Genomic DNA, 26,696 nt, shown 5'->3' on the forward strand with positions numbered 1-26,696 from the left:
ATGATGAAAAGAACAAATTTATTAAAAAATTTTGAATATTACATTCATATAAGTCGTTTTTTTTTTAAAAATAATCCCACTCATGATGCATAGAAAACAATAAAAAAGTTATTCAAATCAAACTCGCTTGATTTGCAGCATCTAATCTAATGAAAATGAATAACAAAACAGTAAAAGACCAAAAAGAAGATCCTCCGTAACTGAAAAAAGGTAAAACAATTCCTATTGTTGGAAAAAGTCCCATTACCATGCTTAAATTAATAAAAAAATGAACAAAAATAATATTCCCTACTGAATATCCAAAAATTCTTCCAAAAATATCTTTTTGTCTTTCGGACAAAAAATATATTCTACTAATGAACAACAAATAAAATATGATTAATATAATACTTCCTATAAAACCCCACTCTTCTCCTACAGTACAAAAAATATAATCCGTATGTTGTTCAGGAACAAATTTTCCTTTTGTTATAGTTCCTTTTTTATATCCTTTTCCAAAAAATTTACCGGAACCAATAGCTGTTTTTGAATACAGGAGATTATATCCTATATTATCTCGATATTTTTTATCGAATTCATTTTGAAAAAGAATATTAATCCTATCTTGATGATGTTTCTTTAAAAATTTTTGAAAAAAAAATGGAGAAACGACAACGAAAATGGATAAAAAAATAAAAACAAATAAATAAAATAATAAATCATTTATATTTATAAACCTGTTTTCTTTTCTTAAGAAAAAAATCAATAGTAAAATTGAAAAAATACAGAATATAATAATCCAAGATGATATCTTTAAAGAAGCAATAAACAAAAAAATTAAAAGCAATAAAAAAAGAAGAAAAGAAATAGACAATCCTTGTCTATATAAAGTCAAAATAAATGAAGAAAAAACTATAGATGAACCTGGATCTGGTTGAAAAAATATTAATAATGAAGGTATTATTATTAATAAAACAGATACATATAATAATGTTTTTTTATTTTTCTGAACATTTTCTTGACTCAAAAGATAAGAAATGATTAAAGATGTGGATATTTTTGACAATTCAGAAGGTTGAAAACTAATAGGACCAAAAACATACCAAGATTTTGATCCATTTATATTTTTTCCTAAAAAAAACACTCCAATCAAAAGAAATAACGTAAATAAAAAAAAGAATGAAGAGAAATATTTATAATGTATTGGTTTGAATAAAAAAATTATGAATATGGAAAAAAAACTAAATAAAATCCATATTAATTGTTTTTCTGCTTTCTCATAAGAAACAGAATATAAATTCATATATCCAAAAAAAATCATGAAAATATAGATAAGAACAATATACCAATCTATATTTTCTAATAATGTTTTATTTCTTTTGATTTTTATCAATTATTTTTTTTTTATTTTTCATTCTTGCTATACTATTGTATACTTTTTGTAATCCTAAATTCATAATTTTTTTTTCAAGATTTTTTCTAGAAATATTGTTTTTAATGTATTTTTCTGCAATTAGACTGGCGATAGGACCAGCCCAACGAGATCCAAATCCTCCATTTTCTATAATTACGGAAACAGCTATTTTAGGGTCTTCTACTGGAGCAAATAGTATAAAAATAGAATGATCAGGTAAAGATATTGTTTTATGATTGACACTAATAAAGTTTTGTGACGTTCCTGTTTTTCCAGCCATTCTAATATCCGAAGATTTGAAACTTTTTCCAGTTCCAATTATAAATACTTTTTCCATTCCACTAATAATTAAATCAAAATATTTCTTTTTTACTTTTGTATATTTAGCACGAGTATAATTAGGATTAGAAATAGGTTGATTATTAATACATTTTACAATATGTGGGGTATAAAAAAAGCCTTTATTGGCTATAGCACAAACCATATTAGCTAATTGTATGGGAGTGACATTGATTTCTCCTTGACCAATACTGTTTGAAATAATTGTAATAGCATTCCATTTTGTATATCCATATTTTTTATTGTAATAATCTCCAGAAGGAATGATTCCTTTTTCTCCAGTAGCCAAATCATTGCACAAATAATTTCCAAATCCAAAACTTTTAATGATATCAGACCATTCATTAGCTCCTTTTGTTAAATTTTTTGGATATTTTTCAATAACACGTTTATAAACTTGTGCAAAATAATTGTTACAAGAAACAGCAACAGCTGTTTCTATTCCTATAGGAAATCCATGAATTCCTGAATGACAATGAATTCTTTTTTTTCCATATTTAAATCCATTATAGCATATAAAAGTTGTTTTTGTATTTACTACTCCCATCTGAAGACCTGCTAATTCTGTCATTAACTTAAATGGAGAAGCTGGAGGATAACGGGCTTGTGTTGTTCTATCCAATAAAGGATAGTCTATTGTATTTTTAATTAATTTTTTAAATTCTTTAGATCGGTTAATTCCCACAAACAAATTAGGATTATTGATAGGACTAGAAACTAAAGATAAAATTTCTCCATTTTTAGGATTAATAGCTACTATTCCACCTTTTTTTTGAAACATAAGTTTTTCTGCATAATTCTGTAAATTCCAATCTATAGTTAAAGAAATATCATTTCCACCAATTGCTTTTATATTATTTTTTCTGTTATTATAGGGAGCGATAATACATCCTTTTCTATTTCTTATCCAATATTTCACTCCTTTTTTTCCTCTTAATATTTTTTCATAAGATTTTTCTACTCCAGCCCATCCAATAAAATCTCCTCTTTGATAATAATTAGATTCTTTCTTTATATCTTTTTGACTTACTTCTCCAAGATATCCTAAAATATTAGCAGAGCTTTCTACTTTATAATCTCTAAGAGAACGTTTTGTCCAATCAAATCCTTTGTATTTGTAAAGTTTTTCTTGTATAGTAGCAAATTTCTCTTTTGAAATGAAAGGAAGAAAAACAGAAGGTAAATATTTTGAATAAGCTTTTGCTTTTTCTAAATTTTTGTGAAAAGTATCTTCTTTTATCCCTAAAAGATTACAAAATTCAATAACATTGAAATTTTCATCTATAAGTATAGGAATTACTATTAATTCATAAATAGATTTGTTAAATACTAATAAATTATTATTTCTATCGAAAATAGAACCTCTTTCAGGAATAATAATTTCTTGTTTTATAGAAGTGTTGAATGCATTTAAAATATATTTTTCAGTATATATTTGTAGATAAAATAATCTAGTTATAAAAATTAAACCTATAAAACTTAAAATAATATAGAAAATATATAATTTCTTCAATGTTTAATTTTTCTTCTAAAGAAAAAATATATAATACACAAAATAGTTGTAAAAATACTGCTAAATATAATTTTCAATAAAAAAATTTTTCTAAAATAAGATAACTTCAATATTTCTAATATGAACAAAGAAAAATGATGTGTAAGAATCAACGAAAATATATAAAGAAATTTTCTAATAAAAGGTAATTCATAAATGGAAAAGTTACTTTTTTGTAGAAAATTTTTTCCTTCAAAAAATTGTAAAAATTTTAACCGCAAAAAAGCGGAAAGAGTCGTAGAAAAAGCGTGTATTCCTCCAGAATTCATACAGTGATCTATAATCCAACCTATCATAAAAGATAAAAATAAGAAGACCAATTGATTTCCATAATATGAATAAATTAGTATAAAAATAATATACATATAAGTATACCAACCTAAAAATATAGAGTTTAATATTGATACTTGAATTAAACAAATCAAAAAAATGGAAAAAATAGATAAGAAAAAATTCTTTAGAAAATTCATTATTTACTTTCAACTTTATAAAGTTGAACATTTTTCCATTCTTTTCTAAATAAATTTTTCACAACATAGGCATTTTCTATGGTAGAGAAATTTTCTAATAATTTTACTTTTATAACATAATTAGCATGCTCTTCATCAAATCTATAACAAAAAACTTTTCCAATTGGAATTCCTTCAGGAAAAGTTGCAGATTTTCCATCTGTTTCTACTATATCTCCTTTATGTATGATAGAATGTTTGGGAATATCGTATAAAACAACGTATTCATGATCTAATCCATCCCAACTAACTGTTCCAAAATATTTATTTCTTTTTAGTCTCGCATTAACTTTAATTTTTGGATTTAAAAGAGAAATAGCTGTACTAAAGTGTGGGGAAGTTTTTATAATAATCCCTGCAATTCCATTAGGTAAAATAATTCCCATATCTGTTTTAATTCCATCCAAATTTCCTTTATTTATAGTAATATAATTTTCCTGTTCATGGATACTATTATTAATAATTTTGACAGGGGTATAAACATATTGTTGTAGATAATCAATATTATCTTTTTTAAAATCTTTAATTATTTTACTTATTTTTGAAGAAATATGAGAACGACGTAATCTTATATTTTCTTTTATAAGTCTATCATTTTCAACTTTTAATAAAAAATAACTACGTAATATATGAATTGTTTCGTACATTTTTCCTACCAAAAAATTGGAGGAACCATTATAAATATATTGATGAATATTATTTTTAGAAAATGAAAGAAAAATAGCTAAAGATTCTAATAGAAAAAATAAAATAAAAAAACGCCATTTTATAATGGAATTAAAAAACTCACGCATAAATATAAAAGCATAAAATTATAAAAATCTTTTTTTTTATTTCATCAAAAATGTAAATTTATCAATATTTTTCAAAGCAACTCCTGTTCCTTTTACCACAGCTCTTAAAGGATCTTCTACTAAAGAAACAGAAAGACCTGTTTTTTTAGAAATTCTTCTATCTAATCCTCTTAGAAGGGATCCTCCTCCTGCCATGTATATTCCTGTTTTATATATATCTGCAGCAAGTTCTGGAGGAGTTCTAGATAGTGTTTCCATGACAGCGTCTTCAATACGTAAAATAGATTTATCAAGTGCAGGAATAGTTTCTTTATAAGAAAGATTCATTTCTTTAGGTTTTCCTGTTGGCAAATCTCTTCCTTGAATATGAATATCTACAGGAGGATTTTCAATAGATTCTATAGCGGCTCCTATATCTATTTTAATTTTTTCAGCAGTTCTTTCCCCAATGTACAAATTGTATTTAGTCCTAAGAAAATAGGCAATATCATTAGTAAAAACATCTCCGGCTATTTTAATGGATTTTTGACAAACAATTCCACCTAAAGCAATTACTCCACATTCTGTGGTCCCTCCTCCGATATCAATAATCATATTTCCTTCAGCTTTTGTAACAGATATGCCGGATCCAATAGCTGCCGCCATAGGTTCTTCAATAAGATAAACTTCTTTAGCATTTAAATGTTGAGCAGAATCTTTCACAGCTCTTTTTTCTACTTCTGTAATTCCAGATGGAATACAAATAACCATAACTAATGATGGAGTAAATAATTTTTTATTTATTCCTGGAATTTTTTTGATAAATTCTCTTATCATAAGTTCTGCTACTTGATAGTCTGCTATGACTCCATCTTTTAATGGTTTATAAATTTTAATATTTTCATGTGTTTTTCCTTGCATTTGTTTCGCCTCTTCTCCTACAGCTAAAACTTTTTTACTTCTTACATCTATAGCAATGATTGAGGGTAAATCAACAATCACTTTATTGTCATGCATAATAAGAGTATTTGCTGTTCCCAAATCTATAGCAATTTCTTGAGTAAATAAATTTTTCATCAAATCAACTAATCCCATAGTTTTTTGTTATGGATTCTAAATCTTTACTCAATTTAAAAAATAAAAAAATATTTTTCTATTTAAAAATGAAGTTTTTCAGTATCTTATGAAAGATATAATTTTTTCTTTTGAAAGAACACAACATTTATTTGTTACAAGGAAGCAACAAAGAAAATAAAAAAGAATATTTGGATAAATCTTTATTCCTAATTTGTAAAAAAATTGGGAAAATAATTAAAAAATCTTCCTATTTTGAAAGCGTAGCTTGGAATATGAATAAAAATACATCTTCTTTTTATAATAGAGCTTTGCATGTAAAAACATTTCATTCTCCTATAGAATTATTGGAAAATATTTTAGAAATTGAATCCATTGTAGGGAGAAAATCAAAAAAAAACATTTTTTCTTTTAAGAAAAAAAGAAAATACCAAGATAGAGAAATTGATATTGATATCATATTTTATGATCATCTTATAATACATAGCTCTATGTTAACGATTCCGCACCCTTTATTTCATTTACGTAGATTTGCTATAGAACCAATGTGTGAAATTTATCCAAAAAAATATCATCCTATATTTAATTTAACAATATTGGAAATATTAGGAGCATGTATAGATAAATTAGAAGTAAAAAAAATATCAACTTTTTGATTTTATCCAAAAAAATGAATGTTATAAAATTCTTATTTCAAGGGATTATAAGAAATAGAAAAAAAAATAAAATAATTTCAATACTATTATATAAAAAGTTAATTATTTTATTTTTTTTTCTATCTTTTCATACTTCTTTTCTTCTTTCAGAGGAAGAAAACAATAAAAATAAATTTGAAGACTCTACGAAAATAGTAAATCTTATTCTGAAAGATAAATTCAAAAATCTGAAATATAGTTCAAATGCACAAGAATATAATATGAAAGAAGGAAAATTTTATTTAAATGGAAATGTTTTCATAGAATTTCTAGATGTGAAAATTGAAGCAGATTGGATAGAATTTAATTGGAAAAATGGAGACATTAATGCAAAAGGAATAAAAGATAAATATATAAAAGTTGTACAAGGTGATAAAAAATATTTTTTGAAAAATTTTTGCATCAATTTGAATAATCAAAAAGGAGAAGCAAATGACGTTTACATACAAGAAAAAGATCATGTTATGATAGCCAATCATATAAAAAAAGAAAATAATGAAATGACTCTAATGAAAGAAGTGATATATACATCTGATCCTTTTTTTATAAAATCTGATCCTTTTTTTATAAAGAAAAAAAATAACCATCCTGATTTTTATTTAAAAACAAATAAATTAAAATATTTCCATGAAAAAAAATCGATTATTACTGGACCAGTATTTTTTTATTGGCATAAAATTCCTATGCCTATAGTTCTTCCATTTTTATACATTAAAAATAATAACGAATTTTATGGAATAAAATTTCCTATACTTAGAATTAAAAATAAAGAAATTTATATGGAAAAAATAGGTTTATTTTTTCCCGTTTCCAATTCTTTAAATTTTTCAATATTCAGTTCTATATATGGAAGTGAAAAATGGAAGATAGAGACAGAAATGAAATATAAATTTCAGAAAGAGAACCCATATCATGGATTAATTTCTTTTAATTATCAAGGATTTTCAAATAAAAAATTTGATTCTCAATTCAAATGGAAACATAATAAAAAATTTCAATCCAATATAGAATTTAATACAGACATAAATTATGTAATAAGCAACAGACTTTTTGAAAAAAAAAATGAAGTTTTTATTTCAAATATTAATCTAAAAAAAAAATTTGATAATCATTCTTTATTAACTATGTCCACTCATTTTATTCAAGATGAAAATGAGAACAAAAAAGAAACAAAGTTAAAAATACCAGAAATTCGTTTTTTGATACGTAAAAATCATTTTTTGAATGAAAAGAATCCACTAATACATTATTATTTATTTGATTATCATGCATTTTTATATAAATCAATTAATTTTTATCCATATAATTCTCCTATTTCAAAACAAAAAATGAATTTTAAAATTCAAACCAGTATGAACCATACTATCAGTATGTCAACTGATATTCGTTTTTTTCCTTTTTTAAAGATCCTGCCAAAAATTCATTATAATATACTTTGGGATTTTTATTCGAGATGTTTTTTTTATACTAAAAATATATCAACGGATATTATTTCTACTCCATTATCCAATAATTTAGAAATAAACTCTATTCTTTTAAAACATGAAATAGAACCTATATTATCTTTACAGATAAAAGATTCCTCTAATTCTTTTTCTGAAAAAAAAATAAGTTTGATATTAAAAAATAATTTGGAATTGAAAAAAAATACTGAAAAAAACATAAAAATACTTGAATTTTTTCAAATAAGTACTTCTTATATTTTTGGAGCTCCTTCTAAATGGGAAAATATACATTTTATGGGATATACTGATTTTAAAAATCATTTAGGAATCAAATATAAGGGGGGAATTAACTTCAAAGAAAAAGAAGAAGAAAAAAGAAATAAAAAAATCTATTTTTATTTTTCATTTTTTTACAATTTCATAAGAAATGAAATGAATTTTCATAAAAAAAATGAATCTTGTAAACAAGGAAAAAACCGTTATAAATATTTTCTTTTTGATAAAGAGAATTATGCAAAATATATGATGATTCCAATGAATTTCAAAGTCAATTTGAATTCAAGTTTTCATGAAAAAAATACAAAAAAATATTTTAATACATTTTTAAGTGTTAATGGATCTATAGAAATAACAAAATATTGGAAAATAAATATTCGCACAGATTACGATTTGTTGAAAAAACAGATGACATTCGCCAATATAATTTTTCATAAAGATTTAAGAAGTTTCAAAATAGATTTTAATTGGTCTCCCATAGGAGATCGTTCTTGGTCTTTTTTTATTGGAATAAAAGATCCTATTTTAAAAAGTATTTTTTGATATAGTGAAAAAAAAACATTATTCATAATATGAAACAAAAAAAATATTCAATAAAAAAAATTCCATCTTTTGGACCATATCGTTCATATGTTATTGTAGAGAATTTTTTATTTGTTTCTGGACAAATAGCCATTGATCCTACAACTCAGAAATTAATTTCTGAAACGATAGAAATGGAAACTGAAAGAGTTATGAAAAATTTGAAGATTATTCTTTCAGAAACTGAAATTGGATTTGAAAATGTAATAAAAACTTCTTTGTTTATAAAAAATATAGAAGACTATCCCAAAATAAATTCTATATATTCTAAATTTTTTCATAAAGAAAATTATCCAGCTAGAGAAACTATACAAGTTTTAGGATTACCAAAAAACGCAAACATAGAGATATCTTTAATAGCGTACAAAAATATGAAAAATTAGAATTTGAATGAATTCAATTAGAACATGGATTCCGATTATTTTATAATCATATGATTCTTAATTTTACTTTTACTAAAAAATATTTAGTAATATTTGGTTTATTTTTATTCTTCTTTAATAAGAAAGTATACCCTTTTCCAAGGAAAAATTTTTTTTTGAAAAAAAAGATACAGATTATTCATACTGACTTTATTCAAAAAAATGAAAAACATTATAACAATATCATTTTAACTGGTCATGTTCATTTGAAATATAGTAAATATCATCTTTTTTGTGATAAAGCTATATTTTATAAAAAAAAAAATAAATTTTCTGGATATGGAAATATCCAGTTATTATCAAATAATAATAGAATTTATTCTAAAAAAATAGAATATTCAAAAAATATTTTGAAAGTATCAAAAAATGTGGTTTTATTTCAAGACAATATAAAACTAATGGCAAATGCAATTAGTTTTAATTTGAGAAAAAAATATTTTCAAGCGGATCAAAATGTTATTTTATTTTTTAAAAAATTAAAATTATCTACCAATATTTTAAAATACGATTTTCAATTGAAAAAAGTTTTTTACAAAAAAGGAGGATCTATTTCTTATAGAGATTTTTTACTTTCCAGTAAAGAAGGAAGTTATTTTCTTAAAAAAGAAAAAATCGAATTAAATAATGAAATTAAATTGGTTAATAAAAATTATACAATCTTTTCTAAGAAGATGGAGTGTTTCTTTCAATTGAAAAAACTAAATTTTTATAGTCCTACTATAGTAATATATAATAATCAAACAAATAATTTTCTTTCTGCTAAAGCAGATCCTTTTTTATTTGGAAAAAAAATTTTTTTTACGAAAAAATTTCGTATCCATTATAATGGAAAAATTATAAAAGGAGAATGTTTATTTTTAGACTATAAAAAAAAATATGGATTTATAAAAAATGTCTTTTTTGAAGATCCTAAAATAGGATATTTAATAGGAGGTTATGGGGATTTTGATTTGAATTCTGGATTTTTCTCTTTAAAAGAAAATCCAACGGCTATCATAAAAATTTACAAAGATTCAATCTATATTCGTTCTGATACTATTGAAATTGCTTTTTTGAAGAAAAAATCTTCTATATTCATTAAAGCTTTTCCTATTAAAAACATTTTTTTTAGAAATAAAGTTATACAAGGAAAATGTAGTCTCTTGAAATATGAACTATCAAATAATTCCAACATAACTCATTTAACATTAAATGGAAATCCTATTTTTTGGATTAACAACAACCAACAAATTACTGGAGATGACATTCATCTTTTCACGAAAGATGGAATTATAGATTCATTGGATATGACAAATGTATTTTTTATAAAAAAAATAAACTCAGAAAAATTTCATCAAATACAAGGAGAAAAAATGACTGGTTTTTTTAGAAAAGAAAATATGGAAAAAATTTTGATTAAAGGAAATGCTAAAAGTATTATTTTTTTTGATTCTACTTGGATTAACAAATCATCTTGTGGAATGATTTCTTTAGATTTTGAAAAAGAAAAAGAACTCATAAAAGTTTCTTATCTAAAGAAAGTTTATTCAGAGCTTTTTTATTTTCCTTTTCATATTCTTTTTTATAAGGAAAACCTTTTTCTTCCTAAATTTTCTTGGAAAGAAAAAGAAAGAGAAGAAATAAAAACTGAAAAAAATTCTCTTTTAAAACAGATAGAAAAGTATAAAAAAAAGTTGAATTGACTATGAGAATAGGAAAAGAATTAGAGAATGATTTTATTCAATATCAAACTCAAATCAACCCTAACCCCATGAAAATTATAGTGGATTATGCAAAAGGAAATTACATTTATGGAAAAGATGGAAAAAAATATTTAGATTTTGTAGCAGGAGTTTCTGTTAATGTATTAGGACATGGAAATAAAAAAATAAAAAAAGCCATAAAAAAACAGGTAGATAAGTATTTACATACTATGGTATATGGAGAATTTATACAAGAAGTATGTGTCAAACTTTGTAAAAAAATAGCAGAAAACATTCCATCTCCATTAGAGACTACTTACTTGGTCAGTTCAGGAACTGAAGCCGTGGAAGGCGCTTTAAAACTTGCTAAGTGTTATACAGGACGGGAAGAAATTATTTCTTGTAAATGGTCTTATCATGGAAGTACACATGGATCTATGAGTGTTATGGGGGCTGAAAAAAATAAAAGACCTTTTAGACCTTTACTCCCTTTGGTCAAATTTATAACATTTAATCAAATAGAAGAATTCATTTCTTCTATTACAGAAAAAACAGCTTGTGTAATTTTAGAAACAATACAAACTTCTTCAGGAATAAGATTACCTGATCATTCTTTTTTAAAAGAAGTTAGAAAACAATGCAAAAAAAAAAATATTTTAATGATTCTGGATGAAATACAGACAGGATTTGGAAGAACAGGAAAACTTTTTGCTTTTGAACATTATGATGGAATTGTTCCTGATATTTTAATTATGGGAAAAGGTATGGGAGGAGGAATGCCTATAAGTGGTTTTATATCCTCTAATAAAATCATGAGATCTTTTTGTGATCGTGTTCCATTAGGACATCTCACAACTTTTGGTGGAAATGCTGTAGCAGCATCAGCTGCTTTGGAAACACTAATTCAACTAGTTGATTCTAATATTATGAAACAAGTTCCTTTAAAAGAAAAATGGATTAGAAAATATTTAGTTCATGATGAAATAAAAAATATTCATGGAAAAGGACTCTTTTTATCTATTGAATTAAAAAACAAGAATTCTATAGAAAAAGTATTACATTCTTGTATGAAAAAAGGATTGATTCTATTTCGTTTTTTATTTCATAGTAATTCTTTACGTATTTCTCCTCCATTAACTATTGCAGAAAAAGAAATAAAAACAGGATGTTCTATTATTAAAGAGAGTTTAAATGAATTAAAAAGATAATAAAACATAAATGAAATTAAGATTTTTTATTGAATTAGCTTATAATGGAAAACATTATCATGGATGGCAAATACAAAAAAAAGAAAATAATACTATAGAAGAAAAGTTAGAATATTGTTTATCTAAATTATTGAAAACATCTTTAAATGTAATAGGAGCAGGAAGAACAGATAGTGGAGTTCATGCAAAACAAATGTTTGCACATTTTGATTTAGAAAAAAACATAAAAAGTATTAATATAAACTTAATAAAAAGATTAAATCTTTTTTTGCCTAAAGACATCAGGATCATTAATATTTTCCCGGTAAAAAAACATATTCATGCCAGATTTAGTGCAATAAGTCGTACTTATCAGTATTATTTACTATGTGAAAAAAATCCATTTCTTCAAGATTTTTCTTGGTATTGTTTTTATCCGTTAGATATAAAAAAAATGAATGTAGCTTCTAAAATTTTAATGGAGTATAGAAATTTTAGTTCTTTTTGTAAAAAAGAAAAAGACAAAAAAAAAACAATATCTGTAAAGTATATAATGCTTATTGGTCAATAAAAAAAAATAATACATGCTTTTGTTTTACTATTGAAGCAAATAGGTTCTTAAGAAGTATGGTAAGATTAATTATTGGAACACTTATTGACGTGGGAAGAAAAAAAATAAGTATAAATAAATTTGTGGAAATTATAGAATCAAAAAATAATGCTAATTGTAGTCCGATCGTTCCTGCATGTGGGTTGTTTCTTACTAAAATTCTTTATCCAGAAGATATTTTTTTATGAAAAAAAAAGGATTCTACTTCAAACAACTTTTAAAAATGAGTTTAAATTATAAACTCATTTTAATATCAACAATAATCACTTCTATATTAATATCTTTTATCTCTGCTTATCGACCAAAATTAATACAAAAAGCTATAGACGTTCATATAGTTTACAAAGATTTTTTTGGACTGAAAAATGTATTGACATGGATAATTATTCTTCTTTTTCTAGAAAGTATATTTCATTTTATTTTATTATATCTATCTAATATTCTTGCTCAAAATGTGATTGAAAAGATTAGAATTCTTTTATTTGAAAAATTTTTACATTTGAAAAATTCGTTTTTTAATAAAACGTCAATAGGAAAATTAGTCTCTTACTCTGTTTCAGATATAGAAACAATCACTGTGATATTTAACGATGGAATTTTACTAGTCTCTGTAGATATATTAAGAATAATGATGATTATCATTATGATGTATACTGTGCATAAAAAATTGTCTTTTATTGTTATTTGTACTATTCCATTTGTGTATATAGTTACTCGTTTTTTTCAAAAAACATTAAAAAAAACATTTCACGAAGAACGTGTACATAATTCACGTTTAAATAGTTTTTTGCAAGAAAATATTATAGGAATGTCCATTGTTCAGCTTTTTCATAAAGAAAAAGAAGAATATTTAAAATTTAAATCTATAAATCATAGGTTAATGAATGCACATTTTAAAACAATTTTTTATTTTTCTATTTTTTTTCCAATAGTAGAAATTATATCTGCAGTAACAATAAGTATTGTCATATTTTATGGAGGATACAATTCCATTGATAATGGAAATGTAAAACCTGGACAAATCATTGCTTTTATTTTTTTTATTTATCTTATTTTTCGTCCTATACGACAAATAGCAGATAGATTTAATTTAATACAAAGAGGAATAGCAGGAATAGAACGTATATTTTCCATATTAAATTATGGAGAAACAATTTCAGATAAAGGAAATATACGAATTAAAGAGCTAAAAGGACATATTGTATTTAATAATGTTTATTTTTCCTATATTGATAGAGAAATGGTTCTAAAAGGAATCTCTTTTGAAATAAAACCCGGAGAAAAAGTAGCTATAGTAGGATCTACAGGTTCTGGAAAATCTACAATGACACATTTAATTTCCAGATTTTATGAAATAAAAAAAGGAAATATTGTCATTGATGGACATCAGATTCAAGATATTGAATTAAAAAATTTAAGATCTCATATTAGAGTAGTAACGCAAGATACATTTTTATTTAATGATTCTATTATAAACAATATTACTTTAGGAGATCCTTCTATTAGCATAGAAAAAATAGAAAAAATGGCAAAAAAAATAGGAATTCATAGCTTTATAACATCTTTGCCACATGGATATAAACATATTGTAAAAGAAAGAGGAGATATTTTATCTCTTGGAGAAAAACAATTAATTTCTTTTTTAAGAGTTCAAATGCATCCTTATTCTATGCTTATTCTAGATGAAGCAACAGTATCTTTAAATAAAGAATTAGAAAAATTGATTTATCATGCTACAAATTGTATGACAAAAAATAAAACTTCAATTATTATTACTCATAGACTTTCTACATTAGAAAATGTAGACAAAATATTAGCTTTGAATAAAGGACATATTGTTGAAAAAGGAACCCATGAAGAGTTAATTCAATTAAATGGATATTATGCAGGATTATATAAAGAAACTTTTCATAGAAGAAGATGATTCTTTTATGTACAAGATTTTTCTATTTTTTTAAAATAAGTTTTTTTTAATTGATTTTTCGCCCAATTTCTAATCTCATGTTCTTTTTTTATGTTTGTCAAAATCATTTTTAATGTTGGATAATCTTTTTCCATAGAAAGAGAATGAGATGGAATGATTTCTAATAATTTTACAATAAGAAAAGTTTCTTTTCCATTGATAACTTCTTTATAAGGATTAGAAATTTCACCATTTTTTAAAGAATGTAATATTCTTTTCATTTTGTTTGTTAGATGATTTTCTTCAATCAATTTCTTTTTCCATACAAAAGTATTTATGAATTGATCTTCCATTCTATTTTTGAGAATATTATCTAATAAAACTGTTTTAGGAAAAATTTTGTGATTAATGATACGTTTTTTTATTAGACTAATAAATGATTTTGTTTTAGAAAGTTCTTCTTTTGTATACTTGTGTTTAATTAGAATATGTCTTATATCTATTTTGTCCCCTATTTTTTTTTCTAGTTGAACTAAATGAAATCCTAAATTAGTTTCAAAAGGTTCTGAAATTTCTTTTTCTTTCAAAGAAAAAACTATACGTTCAAATTCTTTTGATATATTTTCTTTTTTAATTCCTTTCATTAATCCTCCTTTGAATGCTGAAGGAATATCTTCTGATAATAAAATAGCTTTCATAGAAAAATCAACATCGGAATGGATTTCATTTTTTATTTTTTTTAAAAAGTCAATAATTTTTTTTCTGTTTACTTTGCTTTTTTTTGGATAAAAATCCATATAAGATATCCAAAATTTTTTAGGAACCTTAGGAAGAGACTTTTTTTCTTTTAAAAAAAAAGATCTCACTTCTTCAGGAGATACTTCTACATTTTTAACTATTTTCTGATTATATTTTTTTATAGATTGATTCTCTTTCATTTTCTCAATGAATTCTTCTAATGAAAAATATTTCTGAATAGTGGGATCATTTTCATTATTATAGTAGGAGGAATAGTCTGATTCTTCTTCTTGATTAGACTGATTAAAAATTTGTATTTCTGGATCTATTTTTGCGTGATAAAGTATTAATTTTTGAATTATCAAATTCTCTAATCCTTGACAGAAATTTTTATTATTAGAATAATCTAAATAATGCTTTACTTCAGAATTCAAAATTATCTCATTCCCTATTACTGCAGAAATCTCATTTATTTTCTTTAAAGAATTTTCTAAAGAGAAAGAAAAATAAGGACAAAGAAACAAAATAATAATAAAAAAATATTTATAACCCATATTTTATTTTACTAAATATAATTTGCAAATTTAAAAAATATTTTCAATTTTTTGAAAAAAAGAAAATTATGTCATTAATAGTCAAAAATCTGTATAAAAAACGTAAAAAAAAATACATAGTAAAAAATGTTTCTTTGCAATTATCTCAAGGAGAAATAGTAGGATTAATAGGTCCTAATGGAGCTGGGAAAACAACTTTTTTTTATATGATAGTGGGATTAATTATGCCTGATCAAGGAAAAATTTTTCTTAATGGAGAAAACATCACAAAAGTACCTATGTATCAACGTTCTAGAAAAGGAATTGGATATTTATCACAAGAACCATCTATTTTTAGAAAATTATCTGTAGAAGATAATATTTTATGCATATTAGAAATGAAAAAAAATTCTTCTAAAGAAAGAAAAGAAAAAACAGAAAAACTTATTCAGGAATTTAGATTGCAACATATTCGAAAAATACGTGGAGATCTTCTTTCTGTCGGAGAACGTAGACGTACTGAAATTGCTAGATGTTTAGCAACAAAACCTAATTTTATTCTTTTGGATGAACCTTTTTCTGGAATAGATCCAATAGCTACGGAAGAATTAAAAAAAATTCTTTTTTCTTTGAAAGAAAAAAGAATTGGAATATTGATAACTGATCATAATGTACAAGAAACATTTCTAATAGCAGATTCTCTTTATTTTATGTTTGAAGGAAACATATTAAAAAAAGGTTCCTCTAAGGAATTAATACAAGATCCTATAGTAAAACAAGTTTATTTAGGAAATAGGAATAATAGATTATTAGAATTAATAAAAAAATAAATCAAATAATGAATCATCGTTTCATAGGACCAGAAGTCGGATTATTTTTAAATGGAGAACCCCCAATTCCAATAGCTAAAAAAAATTTTTTTTATGAAAAAATATTTGCTGTAAATGGAGCTTTTTCCTATCTAAAAAAATTATCAATACAAGTTGATTGGACAATAGGAGATTTTGATTCTTTAAAAGAAAATTTAGAAAAATTAGACAATAAATTTTTTAAAAATTATGATCAAAATTATACAGATTTTGATAAAGCATTGAAAATAATCTATAAAAAAGGTTTTTTTAATATAAATGTTTGGGGAGCTAGTGGAAAAGAACAAGATCATTTCTTGGGAAACTTATCTACAGCTTTAAAATACAAAAAAAAATTATCTATTATTTTTCATGATAATTATCATTCTTATTTTTTTTCTCATAAAAAAAATTCTTTTTCTCATAAAAAAAATAAAAAAATTTCTCTTTTTCCATTTCCAAAAGTAGAAGGATTATCAACTTATGGTGTAAAATATCCTCTTACTAACAAATTATTAAAAATGGGTGAATGTATAGGAATTAGGAATGAAATTATACATAATAAAATAGAGATAAATTATAAAAAAGGAGAATTATTAATCTTTTTAGAAAGATAAATTTTTATCAATCATAGATTCTGATTAATCCTAAAAATAATTTTATTCGTATGTCTTTCCAAGACATTATTTTCTCCTAAATTATTCAAAGAAATGTGAACATATCCATGGTAAATCATATTGAGAACAAATGCAGTTTGTTGAATAGGTCGTAAAAATTCATCTATAGTAAAATTATTTCTAAATCCTGCATGGAAAGAGTTTTTTTCTGCTCCAGAAGTAATAGATACTAATAAATGTTTTCCTGAAAGAAAATCTTTTCCATCATTATATAATTTTGTAAAAACTTTATCTTTCCATTCTTTTAAAAGAGATGGATAACTATACCAATAGAATGGAAATTGAAAAACAATGAATTTTACATTTATAATAATTTTAATTTCTTCATCTACTTTGATTTTAAAATCAGGATAAATATTGTATAAATCTCGTATAAGAATTCTTTCTTTATTTTTATCATGAATGATTTTTACAATTTTTTTGTTCAAAAAAGATTTCTCTATGTTAGGATGAGCTACTAAAAACAAAATTTTTTTCATTTTGTTATGAAAATAAAAAAAAAATAAACTTAAAAACTTAAATTAAACTATTTAATTTTAATTTCTTCATCATATTGGAAATATGATTAGCAGAATTTTTCAAAAGATCTCTTTCTTCTTTGTTTAACTGTAATTCTATAATTTTTTCAACTCCATCTTTTCCCAAAAGAACAGGAACTCCTAGATATATATTTTTCAAATCATATTCTCCTTTTAAAAAAACAGAACATGAAAAAATACGTTTTGAGTCTTTTATGATAGCTTCTACCATTTGAACGACAGATGCACTAGGTGCCATCCAAGCAGATGTTCCTAGTAAATTGACAATCTGTTCTCCACCCTTTTTTGTTTTTTCAATAATATCCTGATTTTTATCTTTTGATAAAAATTCCTGTATTGGAATTCCAGAGACAGAGGTATATCTATATAAAGGGACCATAGTATCTCCATGTCCACCCAATAACAAAGATTGTATATCATGAGGAGAACAATTCAATTCTCTTGATAAAAAATAACGATATCTAACTGAATCTAATATTCCAGCCATTCCTATGACACGAGAAGAGTCCACTCTTAATGTCATATAACTAACATAAGACATTACATCCAATGGATTAGACACTATTATAAACTTTGCTTTTGGAGAAAAAAGGATAGATTTTTTAGTTACAGAATGAATTATTTCTGCATTTGTGTTCATTAAATCATCGCGATTCATTCCTGGTTTTCTAGGAATCCCACAAGTAATAATAATAATTTCAGAATTTTCTGATTTGGAAAAATCATTAGTGATTCCAATAACATGAGTATTGGATCCTATAATGGAAAGCATCTGAGAAATATCTAAACTTTTTCCTTCGGCAAATTTTTCTCTAACATCTAATAAAATAATTTCTTTCACTATGTCTTTTTGAGATAATAAACTAGCACATGATGCCCCCACATTCCCTGCTCCAATAATAGTAACTTTCATTTAATTATGTTTTTAATACAAATGTATGATTTTATCTATTTTGAATGGTTCAGATAAAAAATATTTAATTTTGTAATTGATTATTAATTGAATCAAAAAAAATATTTATTGTTGTTTATGAACAAAGATTTCATATATAGACATATAGGACCTACCAACGAAGAAGTTTATAAAATGTTGAAAATATTAAAATGTCATTCTATCAAAGATTTAATAAATAAAACAATACCAAAAGAAATACGTTTTAACAAAAAACTAAATATTCCGAATTCTATTTCTGAATATAAATATTTAAATCATATTTATAGAATTAGTAAAAAAAATAAAATTTATCGTTCTTATATAGGATTGGGATATAAAAATACTATAACTCCTGCTGTTATTCAAAGAAATATTTTAGAAAATCCAAATTGGTATACTCCTTACACTCCTTATCAATCCGAAATATCTCAAGGACGTTTGGAAGCATTAATCAATTTCCAAACTATGGTTTCAGACCTTACGGGAATGAATATAAGTAACGCCTCTATGTTAGATGAAGGAAGTGCAACAGCTGATGCAATGTTTATGACTTATAAATATTCTCTAAAAAAAAGACGTGTCAAAAATTATCCACATTTTTTTGTTTCAAATGAAATCCTTCCACAAACATTGGATATTATAAAGACAAGATGTTATGGAATAGGAATTAATCTTGTTCAAGACTTTCACGAAAACATACAAAAAAGATCCAATGAAAAGGAAATATTTGGATTATTGCTTCCTTATCCTTCTTCTTCAGGAGAAATTTATGATTACAGTGAAACTATAAAATATGCAAAACTAAAAAATATATCGGTTATAATCTCTACAGATTTAATGGCTTTAACTTTGTTAAAACCTCCTGGAGAATGGGGAGCCGATGTAGTTGTAGGATCTACACAATCTTTTGGAATTCCTATGGGATATGGAGGACCTCATGCTGCTTTTTTTTCTACTCATGAAAAATATAAACGTCTTCTTCCAGGAAGAATTATTGGAGAGTCTTTGGATCGAAAGAACAAAAAAGCATTTCGTATGTCCCTACAAACAAGAGAACAACATATTAAACGAGAAAGAGCAACTTCTAATATATGTACATCACAGGTTTTACCTGCTATAATGGCCTCTATGTATGCTGTATATCATGGTCCAGAAGGATTAAAATCTATAGCAGAAAATATTCATAAACGGACTAAAAAACTTGAATCATTACTGATGAATAACATTCATAATATTCATCAAATAAATACATCTTATTTTGATACTCTTAGAATCAGAATAGATTCAACCAAAATAGAACCATTAAAAATGGTAGCTAAACGTAAAAAAACCAATTTCAGATATATAGATAAAAATCATTTAACAATTACTTTAGACGAGACGACTTGTTCTCAAGATATAGATCATATTGTTTCTATTTTTCATGAAGTTTATAATAATAAATATCAAAAAATTAAAAAGAATAAAGAAAAAGAATCTAATAATAGAATTCCTAATTTTTTAAAAAGAACCTCTAATTTTTTAGAACATCAAATTTTCCATAAGTTTCATTCAGAAAATGAACTAATTCGTTATATTAAAAAATTAGAAAAAAAAGATCTTTCATTAACACATTCAATGATTCCATTAGGATCATGTACTATGAAATTAAATGCATCTGCAGAATTACTTTATTTAAACCAATATAAATGGAGAGATCTGCATCCTTTTGTTCCTGAAAATCAATCCAAAGGGTACCAGTTGATTATTAAAAATTTAAAAAAATATTTAAAAGAAATAACTGGATTTCATGGAATTTCTTTACAACCTAATTCAGGAGCTCAAGGAGAATATGCTGGACTAATGGTTATAAAATATTATCATAATTCACGAAAAGAATCTAAAAGAAATATAGCATTAATTCCTTCTTCTTCACATGGAACTAATCCGGCATCCGCAATGATGGCTGGAATGAAGGTGATCTTAATTTCTACTCAAAAAGATGGATCTATTGATAAAAATGATTTATTCAAAAAAGCAAAAGAGAATAAAAATTTTTTATCTGTATTTATGATCACTTATCCTTCTACTCATGGTGTATACGAATCTCATGTAAAAGAAATAATAGAAATTATTCATGAAAATGGAGGACAAGTTTATATGGATGGAGCAAATATGAATGCACAAGTAGGATTAATAAAACCGGCAAATTTAGGAGTGGATATTTGTCATCTTAATCTACATAAAACTTTTGCTATTCCTCATGGAGGTGGTGGACCTGGAATGGGGCCTATTTGTGTTGCTCCTCATTTATCTCCTTTCCTTCCTAATCATCCTTTACAACAAACAAAGAAAAGAAAAATGACATTAACAATTTCTTCTTCTCCATATGGATCTCCCCTTATTCTCCCTATTTCTTATGCTTATATTCGTTTATTGGGACCAAATGGATTAAAAAAATGTACAGAAATATCTGTATTAAATGCTAATTACATAAAGGAAAAATTAAAAAATTATTATCAAATATTATATTCAGGAAAGAATGATACAGTAGCACATGAATTGATTATAGACTGCAGAAATTTTAAAAAAACTATTGGAATAGAAGTAATAGATATTGCAAAAAGAATGATGGATTATGGATTTCATGCTCCTACTGTTTCTTTTCCTGTAGAAGGATGCATGATGATAGAACCTACAGAAAGTGAATCTAAAAAAGAATTAGATCTATTTATTGAAACAATGATAAATATACGAAAAGAAATTAATGAAATTTCAGAAGGTAAATTTTCTAAAGAGGAAAATGTATTAAAAAATGCTCCACATAGTTTAGATTTATTAACAGAAAATAATTGGAAATATCCATATACTAGAAAAAAAGCTGCTTATCCATTGGATTGGGTAAGAGAAAGAAAATTTTGGCCTTCAACTGATAGAATAAATGATGGATATGGAGATAGAAACTTGATTTGTACATGTACTTAATAAAATCTTTGAAATTTTGAATATGAACAGACATTAACAGAATCAAAAATATTTTTTTCATATTTAAGTAATCCTGTTATGGCTATCATCGCAGCATTGTCTGTTGCATATTTTTTTTTTGGAATAAAAATTTCCCATTTTTTGTTTTGTTTTTCAAAAACAAGAAAATGGCGTATGATTTCACTATTAGCAGAAACTCCTCCTGCTAAAGAGACTCTAAAAATTCCGGTATCTGAAATAGCTGCTTTCACCTTTTCTAAAAGAATCTCTGCAATGATTCTTTGGATAGAAGCACATAAATCGTATAAATTATTTTCAATGAAATATGGATTTTTTTTTGATTTATTTTTAATAAATTGCAAAACATGACTTTTTAATCCACTAAAACTAAAATCTAATCCTTTTACTAAAGGTTTTGAAAAAATAAATCTTTTGTAATTTCCTCTTTTAGAAAAAGATTCCAGTTTTGGCCCCCCAGGATAAGAAAAACCAAACATTCTAGCTATTTTATCAAAAGCATCTCCTACAGAATCATCTAAAGTAGATCCTAATATATCCATTTTGAAAAAATCACTAACTTTTACTATTTGAGTATGTCCTCCACTTATCATTAAACATAAAAATGGAAATTTTGGATAAGAATTTTTGTTTATATTCACTTTTTTTATAAACTGAGAAAGAATATGAGCTTGGACATGGTTAACGCTTATCAAAGGAATTTTTAATCCCATTGAAAATGATTTTGCAAAAGAAGCTCCTACTAATAAAGGACCTATTAACCCTGGTCCTAGGGTAAAAGATACAGCATCAATTTGATTTTTTTTTATTTTTGCAGATGAAATAGCCATATTTACAGCCTTTGTGAGATATTTATCATGTAGTCTTGCAGCTAACTCTGGAACAACGCCGCCATATTTTTCATGAATTTTTTGATGAAGAATGATATTGGATAATACATTTCTATCTCTGTTAATAACAGAGACAGCAGTATCGTCACATGACGTTTCTATTCCAAGAATAACAATAGATTTTTTTTTCATACTTAAAATTATAAGTTTGATCTGGATAAATAAAAATATTTTTCATAATTATGAAATTATTATTAAAAAAAAAGTATTCTACACAATTTGATAGTAATTAAAAGTCAATGTAAAATTTGAAAAAAAAATACATTGAATAATAATCAAATTCATCTTCAAAAGAAAGTTTTGTATCTTGGTATTTTTAATACCTTTAAAAAAAAATAAAATATAAAACAATGATTCTAAGACATAATACAGACGAAATAGACAATACTATTGTCAGAAAACTTAACATAAATGCTAGAACTCCATATACTGAAATTAGTAAACAAATCAGCAAAGAAATTAAACCTTTATCCGTTGGAACTGTTCATGTTAGAGTTAAAAAATTAGAAGAAGCTGGAATTATAAAAGGAAGTACATTAATAATTGGATACGAGTCATTGGGATTTCATTTGATCGCTTTTGTAGGAATATTCTCTGATTCTAGAGAATCTCAATTAGTTAAAGAAGAATTAAAAAAAATTCCAAATGTTGTACAATTGTACATTACCTCAGGTAAGTATAATCTTTTTTGCAGAATTATAGCTAAAGATCCTTCAGATGCGAGAGATGTTATTTCTAAAATAGGAGAAATCAAAGGAGTTCTTAGAACAGAATCGACTATTTGTTTAGAAGAAAGCATTAATGATGAAAATAGATTACTATCTAACATATTACAACAACAACATCAATCATAATAAGAATTTATTATATAAAAAATGACGATATTATAATATCCTGTTCTCATTATTATTATTTATTGAAGTTTATTATGTTGTTTTCCAACATAACATATTCATCTTTCCAAAAAATTGCATAGTTTCAATTTTTTTAAGGAAATGTCTAAATTCTTCAGATTGTATTATATAATATCTAAAAAAATCTTAGATAAATTTTTAGTTACGCTTATTGCTATATTAGCATTAACATTTTGTTTCCCAAAAAAAAAGATTTTTAAATATAAATTTTCAAAAGGAAAAACTTGGATTTACGAAGACTTATTTTCTCCGTTGAATTTACGGATATTAAAAAATAATAAAGATATCAGTTTAGAAATTGAAAATATAAAGAAAAAATCAAATTTTTTTTGTTTTAAAAATATAAAAATAGCCAAAAATATAAAAAAAAAAATCAAAAAATTTTTAATAAAAAAGAAACTTTTTGCTTTTCAAAAAAAAATTACTAAAATAGTAAATACTATATACAAATATGGATATATAGATTCTAATCATTTTCCAAAGAAAGATAATATTTCCTTCGTTTTTTATAAAAAAAACAAACATTGGATATCTTTTTCGTATAAAAAAATTTATACTTTTAATAGAGTCCAAAATTTGATTGAAAAAGAAATTCCTAAAAATAGACATCATGAATTTCTCATAAAAAAAATATTAAAAAAAACTATAGTACCGGATCTTTTTTATGAAAGAAATTATAATGAAAAAATTTTTAATGAAAAAATAAAATCTATTAAAAAAATCAAATTTTCTATTGCAAAGGGAGAAAAAATTGTCAGTAAAAATGATATTCTTAATGAAGAAAAATTTCAAATGTTATCCTTATTAAAAAAGGAATATGAAACCAAAATATGGAACAAAAAAAATAACTATTTTTTGATTTTAGGATATTTTTTAATCATTAGTATGATTTTCTCCATACTTTTTTTGTATCTTTTTTATTTTCAAAAAAAAATATTTAAAAGTAATAGAAAAATTAATTTTTTAATAATCAATATATTATTGATATCATTTATTACAATCACAATCTTAAAATATTATTCTAAAACATTATATTTGATTCCTTTTTGTATTCTTCCCATAAGTATTCGTGCATTTTTTAATTTCAACTTGAGTTTCATCATTCACTTAATAACTATTTTATTATTATCATTGATTACCCCAAATAGTTTCGAATTTATTTTTATTCAAATTACTACAGGTTTTTTAGTCTTGTTGACAAAAAAAAATATTTTTAAAATGAAAAACCTATTCCTAACTGTAGGAAAAATTACAGTAACTTATATAGTTATTTTTTGCTCACTTACTTTAATCCGGGAAGGATCTTTAGAAAAAATCTCTTTGTACACTTTTTTTCTATTTTTTTTTAGTGGATTATTAACTTTGTTTGTTTATCCATTTATATTCATTTTCGAAAAATTGTTCAATATAACTTCAGATATTTCATTATTAGAACTTTCTGATGTAAACACCCCTATACTAAGATTATTATCTAAAAAAGCTCCAGGAACTTTACAACATGTTTTAACCGTATCAAATATAGCAGAAGAAGCTGCTATAGCTATTGGAGCGAATTCTTTGTTAGTGAAAATAGGAGCTATTTACCATGATATTGGAAAAATACAGAATTCCATTTTTTTTACAGAAAACCAACACAACATAACACTTAATCCTCATGAAAATTTGAGTCCAAAAGAAAGTGCTAAAATTATTTTAGAACATGTTCCAATTGGGATAAAATTAGCAAAAAAACATCATTTACCTGATCCTATTACTGATTTTATAAAAACTCATCATGGAAACAGTCTTGTTTATTACTTTTATGAAAAACAAAAAGAAAAATATCCTAATGTTTTGATAGATAAAAAACAATTTCAATATTCTGGACCTAAACCATTTTCTAAAGAAACAGTTATTGTTATGATATGTGATTCTATAGAAGCCGCTTCAAAAAGTATAAAAAATCCATCTGATAAAGATTTAAATAATTTAGTAGAGAAAATTATTTTTAAACAAAAAATAGAAAATCAATTTTCCAATTCAAATATTACTTTGAAGGAAATAGAAAAAGTCAAAAAAGTTATTCAAAAAAAATTGATAAACATCTATCATTCTAGAATAGAATACCCTATGTGAAAATTATTTGTCTATTTAATAGATCTATTTTAGATTTGTAAAATGAACAATTAGTTTTTAGTCGTCTGTTTTTGTTGCATATATTTGATTTATAATGGAGAGTTGCCGGAGTGGTTAACGGAACAGTTTGCTAAACTGTCGGTATGAAAATACCGCGTGGGTTCGAATCCCACATTCTCCGTTTTCGGGGTATAGCGTAGTTCGGTTATCGCGCCTGGTTTGGGACCAGGAGGTCGTAGGTTCAAATCCTGCTACCCCGACGTAACATTTTGGATCACGTAGCTCAAATGGATAGAGCAACTGCCTTCTAAGCAGTAGGTCACAGGTTCGAATCCTGTCGTGATCACAATTTCTTCTTTTCTATTTTTTTATCAGTTTTTTTTTCCTTTCAAAACTTCATCTATCATTCCATATTTTTTAGCTTCTTCAGAAGTCATCCAATAATCTCTATCTGAATCTTTTTCTATCTTCTCAATAGGAGCATCTGTATGTATTGAAATAATTTCATAAAGTTCTTTTTTCAATTTTAAAATTTCACGAACTGTAATTTCTATATCTGAAGCTTGTCCATGTGTTCCCCCTATTGGTTGATGAATCATAATTCTAGAATGTTTCAATCCAGATCTTTTATTTTTTGCTCCTGCACAAAGTAAAACTGCTGCCATAGATGCTGCCATTCCTGTACAAATGGTAGCGACATCTGGTTCAACAATTTGCATGGTATCATATATTCCTAATCCTGCATAAACATCTCCTCCTGGAGAATTAATATAAATTTGAATATCCTTTAAAGAATCTACAGACTGTAAAAATAACAATTGAGCTTGTACAATATTAGCAACTTGGTCTTCTATAGGAGTTCCCAAAAAAATAACACGATCCATCATTAATCTAGAAAAAACATCCATTTGAGCTACATTTAATTTCCGTTCTTCAACAATATAAGGTGTTGTAGATTGAATATATCTATCAATAGTTAAACTATTAATTTTTTTATGTTTAGTTGCATATTTAATAAACTCTTCTGAATCCTTATTGTACTTATAATCCATTATTATTAAAGTAATTTTATTTTTTTAATTTA

Annotated in this window: 21 protein-coding genes, 3 tRNA genes and 1 pseudogene; 15 read left to right on the forward strand and 10 right to left on the reverse strand. The window is 24.6% G+C overall.

What is annotated here, in order from left to right; all coding sequences use genetic code 11:
• Window positions 1-112: 112 nt before the first annotated feature.
• From rodA to H0H77_RS00065, 5 genes are read right to left on the reverse strand one after another with little or no spacing between them, the layout of a single operon-like run.
• Window positions 113-1,372, reverse strand: coding sequence for a rod shape-determining protein RodA (gene rodA, locus H0H77_RS00045; RefSeq protein ID WP_238783796.1), 1,260 nt, complete (start codon window positions 1,370-1,372; stop codon window positions 113-115).
• On the reverse strand, window positions 1,350-3,245 hold the full coding sequence (mrdA, locus tag H0H77_RS00050) for a penicillin-binding protein 2 (protein ID WP_185851583.1): 1,896 nt from the start codon (window positions 3,243-3,245) through the stop codon (window positions 1,350-1,352). Before mrdA ends, rodA begins: the two co-directional genes overlap by 23 nt.
• Window positions 3,242-3,754 (reverse strand): hypothetical protein, encoded by a 513-nt coding sequence (locus H0H77_RS00055; protein WP_185851584.1) that lies wholly within the window; start codon window positions 3,752-3,754, stop codon window positions 3,242-3,244. Before H0H77_RS00055 ends, mrdA begins: the two co-directional genes overlap by 4 nt.
• Window positions 3,754-4,587, reverse strand: a complete 834-nt coding sequence (mreC, locus tag H0H77_RS00060; protein ID WP_185851585.1) for a rod shape-determining protein MreC — start codon at window positions 4,585-4,587, stop codon at window positions 3,754-3,756. Before mreC ends, H0H77_RS00055 begins: the two co-directional genes overlap by 1 nt.
• A 36-nt stretch (window positions 4,588-4,623) precedes the next feature.
• Entirely contained in the window at window positions 4,624-5,661 is a 1,038-nt protein-coding gene (locus H0H77_RS00065) for a rod shape-determining protein (protein ID WP_185851586.1), read from the reverse strand.
• A gap of 110 nt (window positions 5,662-5,771) precedes the next feature.
• On the opposite strand from H0H77_RS00065, the gene folK reads away from it, so the two are divergent.
• The 7 genes and pseudogenes from folK to H0H77_RS00100 all read left to right on the forward strand — a co-directional run bounded on the left by folK (window position 5,772) and on the right by H0H77_RS00100 (window position 14,463).
• A complete protein-coding gene (gene folK / locus H0H77_RS00070) occupies window positions 5,772-6,296 on the forward strand; it encodes a 2-amino-4-hydroxy-6-hydroxymethyldihydropteridine diphosphokinase (RefSeq protein WP_185851587.1) in 525 nt (174 codons plus the stop codon).
• Between the two features lie 14 nt (window positions 6,297-6,310).
• Complete coding sequence (locus H0H77_RS00075) at window positions 6,311-8,599, forward strand: putative LPS assembly protein LptD (RefSeq protein ID WP_185851588.1); 2,289 nt, start codon at window positions 6,311-6,313, stop codon at window positions 8,597-8,599.
• A gap of 29 nt (window positions 8,600-8,628) precedes the next feature.
• Window positions 8,629-9,021, forward strand: a complete 393-nt coding sequence (locus tag H0H77_RS00080) for a Rid family detoxifying hydrolase (protein ID WP_185851589.1) — start codon at window positions 8,629-8,631, stop codon at window positions 9,019-9,021.
• Between the two features lie 155 nt (window positions 9,022-9,176).
• On the forward strand, window positions 9,177-10,742 hold the full coding sequence (locus H0H77_RS00085) for an OstA-like protein (protein WP_238783797.1): 1,566 nt from the start codon (window positions 9,177-9,179) through the stop codon (window positions 10,740-10,742).
• 2 nt (window positions 10,743-10,744) lie between these two features.
• A complete protein-coding gene (locus tag H0H77_RS00090; protein WP_238783798.1) occupies window positions 10,745-11,950 on the forward strand; it encodes an aspartate aminotransferase family protein in 1,206 nt (401 codons plus the stop codon).
• A 10-nt stretch (window positions 11,951-11,960) separates the two neighbouring features.
• Window positions 11,961-12,727: pseudogene (truA, locus tag H0H77_RS00095) on the forward strand (tRNA pseudouridine(38-40) synthase TruA).
• Window positions 12,724-14,463, forward strand: coding sequence for an ABC transporter ATP-binding protein (locus H0H77_RS00100; RefSeq protein WP_185851591.1), 1,740 nt, complete (start codon window positions 12,724-12,726; stop codon window positions 14,461-14,463). Before truA ends, H0H77_RS00100 begins: the two are co-directional and overlap by 4 nt.
• Before the next feature lie 5 nt (window positions 14,464-14,468).
• On the opposite strand, the gene H0H77_RS00105 is transcribed toward H0H77_RS00100, so the two are convergent.
• Window positions 14,469-15,734, reverse strand: coding sequence for a peptidylprolyl isomerase (locus tag H0H77_RS00105; RefSeq protein WP_185851592.1), 1,266 nt, complete (start codon window positions 15,732-15,734; stop codon window positions 14,469-14,471).
• A 68-nt stretch (window positions 15,735-15,802) separates the two neighbouring features.
• Here H0H77_RS00105 and lptB point away from each other — a divergent pair, with 68 nt between their 5' ends.
• Together lptB and H0H77_RS00115 are read left to right on the forward strand one after the other, a co-directional pair.
• Window positions 15,803-16,543 carry an LPS export ABC transporter ATP-binding protein gene (gene lptB, locus H0H77_RS00110; protein ID WP_185851593.1) on the forward strand — a complete coding sequence of 247 codons (741 nt, stop codon included), beginning with the start codon at window positions 15,803-15,805 and terminating at the stop codon, window positions 16,541-16,543.
• Between the two features lie 8 nt (window positions 16,544-16,551).
• The gene (locus tag H0H77_RS00115; RefSeq protein WP_185851594.1) at window positions 16,552-17,178 is read left to right on the forward strand and encodes a thiamine diphosphokinase; all 627 of its coding nucleotides are present in this window, start codon (window positions 16,552-16,554) and stop codon (window positions 17,176-17,178) included.
• An 11-nt stretch (window positions 17,179-17,189) separates the two neighbouring features.
• Here H0H77_RS00115 and H0H77_RS00120 read toward each other — a convergent pair whose 3' ends face one another.
• Together H0H77_RS00120 and mdh are read right to left on the reverse strand one after the other, a co-directional pair.
• Window positions 17,190-17,717, reverse strand: coding sequence for an NAD(P)H-dependent oxidoreductase (locus H0H77_RS00120; protein WP_185851595.1), 528 nt, complete (start codon window positions 17,715-17,717; stop codon window positions 17,190-17,192).
• 37 nt (window positions 17,718-17,754) lie between these two features.
• Window positions 17,755-18,690 carry a malate dehydrogenase gene (gene mdh / locus H0H77_RS00125; RefSeq protein ID WP_185851596.1) on the reverse strand — a complete coding sequence of 312 codons (936 nt, stop codon included), beginning with the start codon at window positions 18,688-18,690 and terminating at the stop codon, window positions 17,755-17,757.
• A gap of 117 nt (window positions 18,691-18,807) precedes the next feature.
• Here mdh and gcvP point away from each other — a divergent pair, with 117 nt between their 5' ends.
• Window positions 18,808-21,675, forward strand: a complete 2,868-nt coding sequence (gcvP, locus tag H0H77_RS00130) for an aminomethyl-transferring glycine dehydrogenase (protein WP_185851597.1) — start codon at window positions 18,808-18,810, stop codon at window positions 21,673-21,675.
• On the opposite strand, the gene tsaD is transcribed toward gcvP, so the two are convergent.
• The gene (gene tsaD, locus H0H77_RS00135) at window positions 21,672-22,715 is read right to left on the reverse strand and encodes a tRNA (adenosine(37)-N6)-threonylcarbamoyltransferase complex transferase subunit TsaD (protein WP_185851598.1); all 1,044 of its coding nucleotides are present in this window, start codon (window positions 22,713-22,715) and stop codon (window positions 21,672-21,674) included. The two genes, gcvP and tsaD, sit on opposite strands and share 4 nt — an antisense overlap.
• 218 nt (window positions 22,716-22,933) lie before the next feature.
• On the opposite strand from tsaD, the gene H0H77_RS00140 reads away from it, so the two are divergent.
• From H0H77_RS00140 to H0H77_RS00160, 5 genes are all read left to right on the forward strand, one after another.
• Entirely contained in the window at window positions 22,934-23,437 is a 504-nt protein-coding gene (locus H0H77_RS00140) for an Lrp/AsnC family transcriptional regulator (protein ID WP_185851599.1), read from the forward strand.
• A gap of 141 nt (window positions 23,438-23,578) precedes the next feature.
• Entirely contained in the window at window positions 23,579-25,612 is a 2,034-nt protein-coding gene (locus tag H0H77_RS00145; RefSeq protein ID WP_185851600.1) for an HD family phosphohydrolase, read from the forward strand.
• Window positions 25,613-25,708: 96 nt separating this feature from the next.
• Window positions 25,709-25,793 (forward strand) — tRNA-Ser (locus H0H77_RS00150).
• Between the two features lie 4 nt (window positions 25,794-25,797).
• Window positions 25,798-25,872, forward strand: a tRNA-Pro gene (locus H0H77_RS00155).
• A gap of 12 nt (window positions 25,873-25,884) precedes the next feature.
• Window positions 25,885-25,958: transfer RNA gene (locus H0H77_RS00160), tRNA-Arg, on the forward strand.
• 25 nt (window positions 25,959-25,983) lie between these two features.
• Here H0H77_RS00160 and clpP read toward each other — a convergent pair.
• Window positions 25,984-26,664 (reverse strand): ATP-dependent Clp endopeptidase proteolytic subunit ClpP, encoded by a 681-nt coding sequence (gene clpP / locus H0H77_RS00165; RefSeq protein WP_185851601.1) that lies wholly within the window; start codon window positions 26,662-26,664, stop codon window positions 25,984-25,986.
• Window positions 26,665-26,696: the final 32 nt, after the last annotated feature.

It is taken from the genome of Blattabacterium cuenoti, assembly GCF_014251255.1.
In the GTDB taxonomy this organism is placed as follows: Bacteria; Bacteroidota; Bacteroidia; order Flavobacteriales; family Blattabacteriaceae; genus Blattabacterium; species Blattabacterium cuenoti_W.

Coding starts and splice junctions, on each gene's coding strand:
- H0H77_RS00055 (WP_185851584.1), bottom strand. CDS start 3,754: ATGAATTTTCTAAAGAATTTTTTCTTATCTATTTTTTCCATTTTTTTG.
- mreC (WP_185851585.1), bottom strand. CDS start 4,587: ATGCGTGAGTTTTTTAATTCCATTATAAAATGGCGTTTTTTTATTTTA.
- H0H77_RS00065 (WP_185851586.1), bottom strand. CDS start 5,661: ATGGGATTAGTTGATTTGATGAAAAATTTATTTACTCAAGAAATTGCT.
- H0H77_RS00075 (WP_185851588.1), top strand. CDS start 6,311: ATGAATGTTATAAAATTCTTATTTCAAGGGATTATAAGAAATAGAAAA.
- H0H77_RS00080 (WP_185851589.1), top strand. CDS start 8,629: ATGAAACAAAAAAAATATTCAATAAAAAAAATTCCATCTTTTGGACCA.
- H0H77_RS00090 (WP_238783798.1), top strand. CDS start 10,745: ATGAGAATAGGAAAAGAATTAGAGAATGATTTTATTCAATATCAAACT.
- H0H77_RS00100 (WP_185851591.1), top strand. CDS start 12,724: ATGAAAAAAAAAGGATTCTACTTCAAACAACTTTTAAAAATGAGTTTA.
- H0H77_RS00105 (WP_185851592.1), bottom strand. CDS start 15,734: ATGGGTTATAAATATTTTTTTATTATTATTTTGTTTCTTTGTCCTTAT.
- lptB (WP_185851593.1), top strand. CDS start 15,803: ATGTCATTAATAGTCAAAAATCTGTATAAAAAACGTAAAAAAAAATAC.
- H0H77_RS00115 (WP_185851594.1), top strand. CDS start 16,552: ATGAATCATCGTTTCATAGGACCAGAAGTCGGATTATTTTTAAATGGA.
- H0H77_RS00120 (WP_185851595.1), bottom strand. CDS start 17,717: ATGAAAAAAATTTTGTTTTTAGTAGCTCATCCTAACATAGAGAAATCT.
- mdh (WP_185851596.1), bottom strand. CDS start 18,690: ATGAAAGTTACTATTATTGGAGCAGGGAATGTGGGGGCATCATGTGCT.
- gcvP (WP_185851597.1), top strand. CDS start 18,808: ATGAACAAAGATTTCATATATAGACATATAGGACCTACCAACGAAGAA.
- tsaD (WP_185851598.1), bottom strand. CDS start 22,715: ATGAAAAAAAAATCTATTGTTATTCTTGGAATAGAAACGTCATGTGAC.
- H0H77_RS00140 (WP_185851599.1), top strand. CDS start 22,934: ATGATTCTAAGACATAATACAGACGAAATAGACAATACTATTGTCAGA.
- H0H77_RS00145 (WP_185851600.1), top strand. CDS start 23,579: ATGTCTAAATTCTTCAGATTGTATTATATAATATCTAAAAAAATCTTA.
- clpP (WP_185851601.1), bottom strand. CDS start 26,664: ATGGATTATAAGTACAATAAGGATTCAGAAGAGTTTATTAAATATGCA.